The following is an 11796-nucleotide window of genomic DNA, read 5'->3' as shown; positions in this document are numbered from 1 at the left end:
AAGACTAGTTTTCGCTTGGCTTTTTTATGTTTCTAAATCCGAAACCTTCGAGGCATCAAAGGATTTATTTCAAATTTGGTTCTTATAATTTGTTACTGACTACTTACTACTAAATACTGATTGACGAATTTCCTATTGACCTTAATCCTACAACCTAATTCCTAAATTAAGTCTTGGTTCTTACGTATATAAATCTTAAGTCTAAAAGTACATATACTGCGCCATACGGTAAGTATTGGCGTGGGCGTCGATAATGGTTTTTATGTCTTTTGAATAGCCGCCTCCCATACTCACTTCTACAGGGATTTCGTGCCTGAGGCACAGCTCAAATACAAATTCATCCCTGCGTTTGCATCCTTCTACACTGCAACCCAACTTCCCCAGCTTGTCGGTGCCCAGAATATCCACCCCTGAGAGAAAAAATATAAAATCGGGTTTGACCCGATGGATAAGATTTGGCAAAGTAGATTGAAGCGCTTTCAAATATTCCTCATCCCCGCAATCATTTTCCATGGGTAAGTCCAAATCTGATTTTTCTTTTTTGAAGGGATAATTGCTTTTACCGTGCATGGAGAAGGTAAATACTCTTTCCTCATTCTGGAAGATTTCTGCCGTTCCATTTCCCTGATGTACATCGAGATCGACTATAAGAATTTGCTTCGCCAATTTATTCTGAAGCAAATACTGAGCGCCAATCGCCTGATCGTTCAGCATACAAAACGCTTCTCCGTGATCTGTATAAGCGTGATGGGTTCCGCCTGCTATATTCATCGCTACCCCGTGTTCTAAAGCATAGTTGCAGGCCTGAATGGTTCCATCGGTAATGATGCGTTCCCTTTCTACCAAAGCTGAAGATAAAGGGAATCCTATTTTTCTTGCCTTTCTAGGGTCAATGCTCACATTGTACAGTTCCTTTAAGTATGCTGCAGTATGCACTGACCGGATATACTTCTCGTTTTCTTCCTGGATTTCTGGCTGAAAGAAATTCTCCTGCTCACAGGTGCCCTCGTGCAGAAGCTGCTTCGGCAAAAGATCATACTTATCCATAGGAAAGCGATGCCCCTCTGGCAATGAATGTTTGTAAATGGGATGAAAAGCGATTTTTAGCATAATTAAATAAAACGAACTCAAAATAAATGCTTTTCCAAATCATCTCTGCCCTAAAGGCTTTTAAATGTTTGGTAAAATTTAAAGATCCGGTTTTGTCTTACAATGGGCTAAATCAAAAACCCTTTTTTAGGTTATAAAAAAACCGAAGACCTGACTGTGTTCGGCTTTAGTAGTCTGGGACTCAGAGATCACAGAGAAAAATCTAATTTATTATCGGATGTATTTCTTAAGCTTTCACTCTGTTTTTTAATGGCTTCATTCATCAGTTAGAATCCTTGTTTAGTCTTTTCTAAAACATTGCCCATTACGTAAACGAGTATTCCACTGAACTTTTCACCATGAATAAATTGAGTATGTTTCTTGTCCACTTCCTTCAGAATAAAATAATGCTCGCCGTCAAAAATACCCTGGATGCCAAGCTCTCCTTTCCATCTGAATTCATTTTCAGGGTCGAATTTTAGAACCCTCGGTTTAAAAGTCATTCCTTTTGCTCCGGGAGGGTTTATTGAAACAGTTAAATAGTTTCCGACAGCCGTTTCTCCATGTATTGATTTAATAAATGGATTCCAATCGGGGTGTTTTTCAAAATCTGTAAGTACATTCCAAACGGTAGAGATACCTGCCTCGATTAATATCTGGGTTTCAATGTTTTTTATCGCTAATAGTTAGTATTTCATAAAATGAGCGATTAAAATTAAACAATTATTAAAAATTAAAGACCTTAAAAGTTTCAAATAAGGATGGCAAAATCAGAATAAAGCTTGACACGCACAAACGAGACGATTGTTTACCGACACAGGAAACTCAAGCCAACGCAGATAAATACAATCACAAATTTGATTAGGTACGGATTGAGAAGGCAGGAGTTCAGAGAAAAGTCTGTATAATTAATTTTTGTCTAAAAATTATATCTGCTTTACAAAGTCTGAAAAAACCTTTTTGTGACGTTCCAAATCCAAGTCTGGAGACACAGAGACACGGGCGATATAGTCCTTGTCCTCTTCTTTTGTAGTGCCTTGAGTGGAAGTGGCCGGGATAGTCCAGTAGCATCCTTTCAACTGACCATAACTCACGCAGTGCTTGCTTTCGTTAGGGATCTTTGTAATCATCATGGTGATGAGTTTTTGATTGAGAGCTCTCTTATAAGCTTCTCTCTCCTCATCGGTGTTTCCTTTAGTTGGCAGGTCTAGCGAAAATACAGAAGGCGTAAATCCTTGCTCCACCACCTCATCGGGAACGAAATTGATTTTGGCTTCTGGTAATTCTTTTTGGATGAAACTGACAAACTCACGTGTATTGACGTAAGCATCTGCAATCCTTTGATTCATGGATGGCAATTGCTCTGCAAGGATTTCTACCTGAAGCTCTGTGGCTTCGTTATCACAAAGTTGAAAATGCTTATCGATAGCAGGCATCAGGTGTTCTGCATTTTCATTGGCCACACAATAGCCGGCAGTACATTTTCCACCGCTTGGGAATTTAGACCCACTCACGTAGGAAATAGTTCGAATGGAAGAGAAAATCCCGTCTTTGCTTAAAAAATGTACGTTAGGGCAAAAGGTTTGATCCAGGATAAACACAGGATCGATAGCGGTTTCTCCTGAAGGTGTTTTTCGAGTTTTACTTAACGCGTCTCTCAATTTCTCAAGATCAGGAACTTCCACTCTGGGATTGGTTGGGATTTCGGCAATGATGAAGGGAACCGCATCTTGCTGAGCCACCTGATTTAAAACCTGGTCGGTGCTTTGCACCATATCGTTATCCCGATCCACTGGCAAGTCCAAAATATCTACGTTATCAACGGCTGCGACCACACGTCTGGCCTGATCGTTGGTTCCGCCATAACAGTTGGGTGGTACAATAATTTTGATTTTCTTTCCAGGGTGTTTTTGAAAAGCATCGTCAATAAGTCCCATCATGATGGCATATTGAACTGAAAGTCCGCAGGACCCTAGCAACACATCAGATTGAGTTGCTGTGATGTCCTGAACGGATCTGACTACGCTTGCTTTGTTCTTTACAGCATCTTTTTTGACCTGAACGGAAGGCTTTACGCCAACCAAGCTCTGCAAAGCAGAAAAAGAATCGGCAGGGGTCATCGCAATGCTTTCTCTTCTTCGCACATGCTGAATTTCAGAAATATAGCCCGCATTATCTTCAGTATCGACCAGAATAATACTTCCCAGTCCGGGATGGAGACTGACGAAAAAGTCGATTGCTGGAGAAAGCTCTGCCTGACCTAATTGATCTTCTTGTGAAATGAAAACAGTACTTCCGTCGAAGTCAGGAATTTGATCTGCACTTTCAATTTGTCTGACTTCAAAATTATACCCATACACGCGTTTTAAAGCGTCAAAATCAAAGTGTTTAGGCTGTTCGCCTGAGTATAAGATTTGGGTGTTTTTATGAGCGAATAAATTCTTTCTGAGTACGGCCAAAACAGGCATGGTCTGTGAAGAAAAACTGATGACTTGTTCTGGTTTAAGGTCGTGCATGTGGGCAATAGCCCATTCCAAAACTGAAGACAAAGGATGCCCTAAACGAATATAATCGAAAGCGGTGGGAAGCTGACTTAGGTCAGACTGGTGTGCCTTATCGTTTTTGTACAAGTCTTCCAACTGGTCTATGAACTCTGTTTTGGCCATACTTTCGTTGTAAATATCGAGTCGGTGGGTAGTGAGCCTTAACCAATCGGTAGGTACATTTTTAAGTAAGTCTTCGATATAAGTGAGCAGGTTTTGGTCTTGCATGTTCTTCTTTTTTTGGAAATGCGAAATTAAAGATTTCTATGGGCTCTACTGGTGGTCTTAACAAGATGTTTTGGGTTGGGGGATTTAAGATTGAGTTTTTGAATTGCAGAAGGTTGACATTTGTTTGGCTATTATAATTGGAGGCAACAATAGCGTAAAACCAAATTAAGAGGTTTACTTCTTGTTAGAGGTGTTTTTCGCAAAAACTATAAATGAAAATCTAATCCCCACCAGAATTCCAGATATATATGCAATAGCATTGGGTTGGGTAAAATAACTTGTAATTATACCAGAAACTAAAAGCAATGTTCCTATAATTTTTTTTTGTATAATGGTAATAAGGAAATTTTTTGGTGATTTAATGTGATTAAGCAAGCTCCAGGCTTTTCTTAAATCTTTTAAATTTAGCTTTTATCTTCTTTAAATCTTCGTCTTCTAGGTTATTAAGATCGAGTGTGTGTTTTCTATTGTCGCATTGAAGTTCGATTTCAAATAGTTTTATGTTGACTGATTTTATCTCAGAAAACTCTATTTTTTCAAGTTGTTTAGTGTCCGGAAGTAAAAATCTAAGCTGAGAGTCATTCCATTCGATAAAGTATTTACCTTTTGTAAGATTGAGTGTTCCTAAAGTTATAAAAACTATGCCTTGAATTATATTTAAAACTGCATTCCAGTCTCCTGAAAGGAATTCTGTATTGAATTCACTAGTCATTGATTTAATAACAGTAAAAATTCCAAGCAATAAAATGACAATCCCAAAACCTATAAAGACTTTTGATAAAATCTTTGAAAATCTATATATTTTTACTCGTATCATTTGATAATGAGTGTTTTGAGCATTACAAAATTACAATAATTATCTATGAATTAGAAAATTCAAATTATTTATAAAAAGTTTAGGTTTGATTAAGCTCAGAACAAATCTCATTCCTCCTCCTGATGCGTAATTTGTTGTTTGATGAGAAGTTTGACGTAATGGCGGTTTCGGCGTTCTTTCTTGTCGCCGGCGCGTTTGTGTTTGCGTTTGTCCTGCACGATTTTGTCTAACTTGTCTAAATCTTCAATCTCTTTAACGTCGTTTACCGAGGTTCTTTTAGCCATGATGCGATGATTTTAGTTACACGGGTTTTTATAAAAGTCAAACTCTGATTAATTAAATCGAATGTAAAAGATTTCCAGGGGCACTTCCGATTAACTTCTGTTTTCTTAAGTATAAATTAAATAATATTGATAAGACTGTACCTGCCGAAGTTGAGACAGAGACGCACGAAACGCCTATCTGCTGAAAGAGACAAACTCTCGGTAGCAATAAGAGACACCTATATATAGTCCCTAACTGGACAATAAGGCAAGGTGTAAGAGCAGTTTACCTGTATGAAGTCCCTAACGGGACAAGATAAAATACAGATAAGAAAGATTTAAATTATATATCCTCTCGGGTTGGTCTGAAAGCAATCAAGAAAATTGTCCCGTTAGGGACAACACATCGGTAGCACCAAACATAATGATAGATCCAATTGTGCCGTAGGTACAACATATATTATTAATACACACATATGAAGTCCCTAGCGGGACACAATAAAATACAGATAAGAAAGATTTAAATTATATATCCTCTCGGGTTGGTCTGAAAGCAATCAAGAAAATTGTCCCGTTAGGGACAACACATCGGTAGCACCAAACATAATGATAGATCCAATTGTGCCGTAGGTACAACACACCGGTAGCACAACAAAGCATTAGGAAATGTGTCTGAATGATTTTTAAGTGAGTAGAGGCAAACCTGCCAGCGTTCCTTGGAAGGCAGGTTCAGAATAAAAAAAGGCACCCGCTAAGACGCATGCCTTGATCATACATTGTTTAAAAAAGTTTTATTCACTACTACATTTCTTCCATAGCAGAGGCGTGAGCTTCCATCATTTGGTCATGTTCGTTCCTTAATTTCTCATGTTCTTCGATCATGCGCTCGTGGTCTGCTTTCATTTGTTTTTGTTCTTCTAATATAGTTTCAAACTCTAATTCAAAGGTTTCCTTATCGACATCTTCATTGGCATGCTTTTCTATCATTTCCTGATGTTTCTGAAGGAGACCTTCATGGGTTTGAATGGTCTGATAATGCTCCTCTTGATTAATTTTATGCTTTTGGTGCATGCTTGAATGGATGCTATCCATCTCTGGCAGGTCAGAATATTGATCAGATTTTTCCTTCATTTCTTCATGCATGTCATCCATTTTTTCATAGGTTTCTTTCATGAATTCATGAGTTCCTTTCATTTCCTCGTGTTCTGCCACCATTGCTTTATACTCATCGCTGTCTACGGGATTGCTATTACAGGCAATAAAAACGAAGGCTAATAAACTCATGGTGTAAGTCCATACATTTTTATTAAATAGATTTTTCATGATTTTGTTTTTTTATGTTCATGTTCAATTTAACTATATTTTTTCTGAATTTGAAATAATGTTAAAAATTACAAATATTCTGAACTGTAGTCAAGGATGATATGATGATTTTTTCTGCCCATACGCAAGTCCAGGTTTGCATGGAGTACCCTATATTTATCAACTTTTGAAATCAAGTTAAAGCCCGTTTATGAATATTAAACCAAAGTTATATCATCAATGCTTAGAGCTCGTGGAGAAACGTCGCAATAGCATTCAAAACCACATTGCAGATATTCATAACAGCCTGCTTTCTGAAACCAAAAGCAGTGCGGGCGATAAGCATGAAACGGGCAGGGCCATGCTTCAGCTGGAACGCGAAAAAGCAGGTCAGCAACTCGCAGAAATTGAGAAATTAAGAACATTGCTTTCTAAAATAAATATTCAGGAGAGACCTGGCAAAGTAGGAGTGGGCAGTTTGGTTTTTACGTCCGAGGCTCATTATTTTATAGCCGTCAGTTTGGGTGCTTTACAAACCGATGCCCAAACGGTTTATGCCATTTCACCTGTAACGCCTATAGGACAGTTGCTGATGGGCAGGCAGGAGGGGGATGAACTGAGTTTTAATGGGAATTCCTTTGTGATTGAGCAGGTCATTTAAAAGAAAAACAGATTTTTTGAAAAAATATCAGATCAGTTCCTTTTGATAAAGATTGTAGGTAGATATGGTTAATTTCTGAGTACCTACCTTTTGGAACCCCTGTTTTTCGTAATACCTGCAAAGCTTTGGATTTGTAGAATCTGCATCCAGTCTCAAATATTTACAATTTTGTTTTTTAGCGTCGTTGGCTATTCTATTCAGAATTTGAATCCCAATTCCGTTGCCATTGAATTTCTCTTTTACCAGCAAGGAATGGATGTATTTAGCTTTTTCGCTTTGTTTGCCCCAGTAGAGTAGGTCTTCATCCAGTATGCGAACCATTCCTATAACCTCCTGATCAGCATTTTGAACAAAAAAGTATTCCTTATTTTGAATCCCTTCTTCCACCCATTTTATCTTTTCTGAAGGTGGATTTTTCCAGTACTGCCAGTGGTCGATATGCATCCTGTTGATTTTATCGGCAGCAGCCTGAAACATCTTTATGACTTCCTCTAGATTTTCTTTTTTTATGGGGGTGAAGGTAATGTTCATTGTTTAGTGCCAGGGTTAAAAATTATGTCTAATCCCACGAATTTATTCGTAAGTAATGGTATAGCTATATTCATTAAATATTTCAATTTTAACTCCTCATAATCCATAAATACCCATTTATTGAATACTGAAGCTTAAAAAAGGCTATTTAATGAAGTCTAAACTTCATTAAATAGCCTTTTTATAAACCTGGATCTTTTAAAATCCTATTTATTAAATTTATTCGCTTTCTATAGCTACTTCTTCAACAGAGCCTAGCAATTCAAAATCGATGGTTCTTTTCACTAAATCGGCTTTTTTCACTCTCACATAAACTTCATCTCCAAGCTGATACATCTTCTTGGTTTTGCGGCCTATGATGGCGTAATGTTCTTCATTGAAATCGTAGTGATCGTCAGAAATATCTTTTAACCTTACCATACCTTCGCATTTGTTTTCTATAATTTCTATAAAAATACCAAAGTCGGTCACTCCAGAAATAACACCTTTGAATTCGGTTTCTTCTTGGTCTTGAATGTATTTCACCTGCATGTACTTGATAGAATCCCGCTCCGCATTGGTGGCCAATTTTTCCATTTCGCTGGAATGCTTGCATTTTTCTTCATATTCCGTCTCACTGGCGCTGGGTTCCTGGTCAAGATAGCGTTGCAATAAACGATGTGCCATGACATCTGGATAACGCCTGATAGGCGATGTGAAATGCGAGTAATAGTCGAATGCCAGACCGTAATGACCAATATTTTCTGTAGAATAATAAGCCTTACTCATTGTCCTAATCGTTAAGGTATCGACAAGATTTTGTTCCTTTTTACCTTTCACATCTTCCAAAAGGGTATTAAGTGTTCTGGCAACGTCTTTTCTATTTTGAAAATTAAGATTATAACCAAATTTAGATACCACAGTATTTAAAGCTTCCAGTCTATCTTCTTTAGGTTCATCGTGACAACGATACACAAAGGTTTTTTTAGGTTTCTTTTTACCTATAAACTCAGATACTTTTCTATTGGCCAGAAGCATAAACTCCTCAATCAATTTATTGGCATCCTGACTGGTTTTGACATACACACCTTGTGGGTTATTGTCTTCATCAAGATGGAATTTAACTTCCACTTTATCAAATGAAATAGCACCTTGTTGCATGCGTTTTTTACGCATAGTTTTAGCTAAACTATTTAAAGTCGTCACAGCTTCCACGATTTCAGGTTGAACATCGTAGTCTTTTTTAGACAAAGAAACTTCTGCAGGAATGTGTTTGTCTTCTGAATCGATAATGTACTGAGCTTCTTCATAAGCAAAACGGGCATCGGAATAAGTGACTGTTCTTCCAAACCATTCACTTTTTACTTTACCTTCTTTAGTTACTTCAAACAAAGCGGAAAAGGTATATTTTTCTTCATTTGGTCGAAGTGAACAGGCTCCGTTTGATAGAATTTCTGGTAACATAGGTACCACACGATCTACCAGATAAATAGAGGTTGCTCGGTTGTAAGCTTCTTCATCCAAAATAGTACCTGGCTGAACGTAATGCGCTACATCGGCAATATGTATTCCAATTTCAAAATTGCCATTATCCATTTTTTTGAAGCTCAAAGCATCATCAAAATCCTTGGCATCTGCCGGATCTATCGTAAATGTCAAGGTATCTCTAAGATCTCTTCGTTTTTTTACTTCTGAAGGGTGAATTTTGGTATCAATACCATTTGCAAATTCCTCCACTTCTGGTGGAAATTGTTCAGGTAATCCATAGCCCGCTAAAATAGCATGCATTTCAGTCTCATGTTCGCCTGGAACCCCAAGAACTTCAGTTATTTCTCCTTTTGGGGAGTCGTCTTTATCTTTCCATTGCAGAAGTCTAACTTTTACCAGCAATCCATCCTTTGCATCGTTCATTTTATCATTAGGAACAAAGATATCGGTATACATTTTTGAACTGGCAACGACAACAAAGCCAAATTTCTCTTGCTTGTGTAGAACCCCTACAAAATCTGTTTTATTTCTTGTAAGTATAGAAATGACTTCACCTTCAGACTTAGAGCGTTCACGTTTTTTGAAGACGTAAACTTTCACTTCGTCACCGTCTAGTGCATGGTTAAGATTTTTATTGGAAATATAAATATCCTGCTCCATGTCTTCTACAATGACATAAGCATCTCCACGTGAGGTCATATCTATTATTCCCGTATGGAAATCTTCTTCAGCGTCAAATTGAAATTTCTTATCTGCTACATGTTTCAATTGACCTTTAGCTGTCAATTGTCCCAAAAGACGAATAACTTTATTTCTGGTTTTGGTATCTTCTATTTTTAATTTGTCTAAGACATATTTGTAATCAAAACTCTTGTCTGATTGTTTTTTGAATATGTCTATAATTTTTTTTGATAAGCCTCCATCCTGATTGTCTGGGGCCTGGAAAGGTTTTTTCCCTTTTTTCTTTTTACTCATAAGTTGTTAAATAATCTTGGCTAAATGTAATATATTATAATTGGAATGCGAAGTTGGTAAACTAAATCTTTGTTAAGTCCTTTGTTTGATTGATTTAACAATTAGATGATGTTAAACTTTCAATTAATTAGCTTTAACTTAATAATTATTGTTAATATTTTTATAATTTTGTACTATACTTTTAAATAAATGTTCAAACCTGCCAGAATATATACTTTTTTCATACTAATCTTCTTGGTAGGATTTTTAGGTATTTACCTGTATATACGCTTTTTTTTAAATCATGAATTTTCATTAGTTGAATCCAGTTTTCATCAACCTTTGGTGAAGTTTTGAACTTTGCCTTAAGAAAGATTAAATCTGCTATAAACTTATAAATAAGCTGATTATATTTCTTACTTTTAATTTAAAAAATGAATGACTTTATCAAGCTGGCAGTATTTACCTATCCACACGAATATACTGTACTAAAGCTTCTACTTGAAAAAGAAAATATTCGCTTTTTCTTTCAAAACGAAACCGTTATAGGAGTTATTCCGTTTTATTCCAATGCTTTAGGAGGAATTTTTTTGAAAGTACATCCAGGAGATCTAAAAGAAGCTAAAGCTATATTAGAAGACTATAATTATCAAAATCATCTTCATATCGTTTAAACTCAATAATTAAGTATATAAAATACGCAGTTGATTTAAATCTATATTTTTATTTTTAGAATAGTGGTAAAGGCTTTTATAATCAGCTTAAGAAATACTTCAAGTTATAAATTTATCAGCTTCAAATACTGTATTACATCTATCTAAAATCTATTCATTTTTTAGATTTATTTTTTTATTTCCATAATTTAATTCCATGTTTGAGATAAAATCGTTCATTGAAAACCTGATTTTAATTTTCTTCGTTTTCCACTTATCCACAATCTATAATACTATTATTCTTTTTTTATAAATTTTAAAATTAAATATGATGATTACTATTGCTCGTGTATAACTGGAAAACTTTCCTTATTTTCATTTTGATTCTTCAATAACTTAGTTTATACACATTTTATGAGTTTATAGTTTTGATTTAAAACTTTGATTTTCATGCTAGTTTTAAAAAGTTATACACAATTCTGATTTGAGTTTTAACACCTATCTTTGAATAACTTTTTTCCATTTCCTTGTGGAAAACTTCTAAAAGTGAACGCAAAAGTTTTTCGAAATTTGGTCCTTAAAAATTTGGTCTATTCAGTTTTTTATCTACCCCCATTTTAAGTTAAATAAACAAAACATTTAAAGCTCTTTTTTTACTTAAGTTATCCACAAGTTTTTCAAAATTGAAGCTTGAAAAACCGCCCTTATTTGAAAGTTATCCACATTTGTTAATTGTGATTTATAGCTTTCTTTTAAAGTATTGAAAATCAATGTAAAAACTATAAAAACTCTCCTTAATTTATAATTAATGAATTTAACCTTAACTTTGTATTCTTCATTTATAAAACAACACTCATGACAATATCTATTGGTAACGATCACGCCGGGACTACTTTCAAAAATGCAATTCAAAATTATTTATTATCTCAATCTTTTGATGTAATCAATCATGGAACAGATTCTGACGAAAGTGTAGATTATCCGGATTTTGTTCATCCCGTAGCAGAGGATATAGAAAACGGAAATTCGGACCTTGGTATTATTATATGTGGAAGTGGCAATGGAGCAAATATGACAGCAAATAAGCATCAGGGTGTAAGATCGGCTTTGTGCTGGAATACTGAATTAGTCGCTTTAGCCAAACAACATAATAACGCAAATATATTAAGTATACCAGCAAGATTTGTTTCTATTGAAGATGCTCTGGATTTTGTAAAAGTTTTTTTGGATACGCCTTTTGAAGGCGGTCGTCATGAAAGAAGGGTTAATAAAATTTCTTGTCAATAAT

At 35.7% G+C, this 11796-nt stretch carries 11 protein-coding genes; 3 read left to right on the top strand and 8 right to left on the bottom strand.

Translation table 11 applies throughout. The features are described from left to right. Positions 1-201 precede the first annotated feature (201 nt). The 6 genes from LB450_RS02405 to LB450_RS02380 form a co-directional block, all read right to left on the bottom strand. A complete protein-coding gene (locus LB450_RS02405; protein ID WP_224486260.1) occupies positions 202-1110 on the bottom strand; it encodes a histone deacetylase family protein in 909 nt (302 codons plus the stop codon). Positions 1111-1376: 266 nt separating this feature from the next. After that, positions 1377-1745 (bottom strand): SRPBCC family protein, encoded by a 369-nt coding sequence (locus LB450_RS02400; protein ID WP_224486629.1) that lies wholly within the window; start codon positions 1743-1745, stop codon positions 1377-1379. 270 nt (positions 1746-2015) lie between these two features. Beyond that, positions 2016-3860, bottom strand: coding sequence for a PLP-dependent aminotransferase family protein (locus LB450_RS02395; protein WP_224486259.1), 1845 nt, complete (start codon positions 3858-3860; stop codon positions 2016-2018). 367 nt (positions 3861-4227) lie between these two features. Beyond that, on the bottom strand, positions 4228-4677 hold the full coding sequence (locus LB450_RS02390; RefSeq protein ID WP_224486258.1) for a hypothetical protein: 450 nt from the start codon (positions 4675-4677) through the stop codon (positions 4228-4230). A 107-nt stretch (positions 4678-4784) separates the two neighbouring features. Further along, entirely contained in the window at positions 4785-4961 is a 177-nt protein-coding gene (locus tag LB450_RS02385) for a hypothetical protein (RefSeq protein WP_224486257.1), read from the bottom strand. A 780-nt stretch (positions 4962-5741) separates the two neighbouring features. Next, on the bottom strand, positions 5742-6263 hold the full coding sequence (locus tag LB450_RS02380) for a hypothetical protein (protein ID WP_224486256.1): 522 nt from the start codon (positions 6261-6263) through the stop codon (positions 5742-5744). Between the two features lie 190 nt (positions 6264-6453). Here LB450_RS02380 and LB450_RS02375 point away from each other — a divergent pair, with 190 nt between their 5' ends. After that, the gene (locus tag LB450_RS02375; RefSeq protein WP_224486255.1) at positions 6454-6903 is read left to right on the top strand and encodes a hypothetical protein; all 450 of its coding nucleotides are present in this window, start codon (positions 6454-6456) and stop codon (positions 6901-6903) included. Between the two features lie 27 nt (positions 6904-6930). Here the strand turns inward: LB450_RS02375 and LB450_RS02370 are convergent, their stop codons facing one another. Together LB450_RS02370 and rnr are read right to left on the bottom strand one after the other, a co-directional pair. After that, positions 6931-7434: a GNAT family N-acetyltransferase gene (locus LB450_RS02370; protein ID WP_224486254.1), complete on the bottom strand. Its 504-nt coding sequence runs from the start codon at positions 7432-7434 to the stop codon at positions 6931-6933. A 219-nt stretch (positions 7435-7653) separates the two neighbouring features. Further along, positions 7654-9876 carry a ribonuclease R gene (gene rnr / locus LB450_RS02365; protein WP_224486253.1) on the bottom strand — a complete coding sequence of 741 codons (2223 nt, stop codon included), beginning with the start codon at positions 9874-9876 and terminating at the stop codon, positions 7654-7656. A gap of 413 nt (positions 9877-10289) precedes the next feature. On the opposite strand from rnr, the gene LB450_RS02360 reads away from it, so the two are divergent. Both LB450_RS02360 and rpiB read left to right on the top strand, forming a co-directional pair. After that, positions 10290-10529, top strand: coding sequence for a DUF2007 domain-containing protein (locus tag LB450_RS02360; protein ID WP_224486252.1), 240 nt, complete (start codon positions 10290-10292; stop codon positions 10527-10529). Between the two features lie 834 nt (positions 10530-11363). After that, positions 11364-11795, top strand: a complete 432-nt coding sequence (gene rpiB, locus LB450_RS02355) for a ribose 5-phosphate isomerase B (RefSeq protein WP_224486251.1) — start codon at positions 11364-11366, stop codon at positions 11793-11795. The last annotated feature ends 1 nt before the right edge of the window (position 11796 follow it).

It is taken from the genome of Psychroflexus curvus, from assembly GCF_020164585.1.
GTDB classification, from domain to species: domain Bacteria; phylum Bacteroidota; class Bacteroidia; order Flavobacteriales; family Flavobacteriaceae; genus Psychroflexus; species Psychroflexus curvus.
This window is presented reverse-complemented; position numbering and strand designations above follow the sequence as displayed.

Excerpts from the sequence above, each read along its gene's own strand:
- LB450_RS02405 (WP_224486260.1), bottom strand. The coding sequence starts at position 1,110 with ATGCTAAAAATCGCTTTTCATCCCATTTACAAACATTCATTGCCAGAG.
- LB450_RS02395 (WP_224486259.1), bottom strand. The coding sequence starts at position 3,860 with ATGCAAGACCAAAACCTGCTCACTTATATCGAAGACTTACTTAAAAAT.
- LB450_RS02390 (WP_224486258.1), bottom strand. The coding sequence starts at position 4,677 with ATGATACGAGTAAAAATATATAGATTTTCAAAGATTTTATCAAAAGTC.
- LB450_RS02385 (WP_224486257.1), bottom strand. The coding sequence starts at position 4,961 with ATGGCTAAAAGAACCTCGGTAAACGACGTTAAAGAGATTGAAGATTTA.
- LB450_RS02380 (WP_224486256.1), bottom strand. The coding sequence starts at position 6,263 with ATGAAAAATCTATTTAATAAAAATGTATGGACTTACACCATGAGTTTA.
- LB450_RS02375 (WP_224486255.1), top strand. The coding sequence starts at position 6,454 with ATGAATATTAAACCAAAGTTATATCATCAATGCTTAGAGCTCGTGGAG.
- LB450_RS02370 (WP_224486254.1), bottom strand. The coding sequence starts at position 7,434 with ATGAACATTACCTTCACCCCCATAAAAAAAGAAAATCTAGAGGAAGTC.
- rnr (WP_224486253.1), bottom strand. The coding sequence starts at position 9,876 with ATGAGTAAAAAGAAAAAAGGGAAAAAACCTTTCCAGGCCCCAGACAAT.
- LB450_RS02360 (WP_224486252.1), top strand. The coding sequence starts at position 10,290 with ATGAATGACTTTATCAAGCTGGCAGTATTTACCTATCCACACGAATAT.
- rpiB (WP_224486251.1), top strand. The coding sequence starts at position 11,364 with ATGACAATATCTATTGGTAACGATCACGCCGGGACTACTTTCAAAAAT.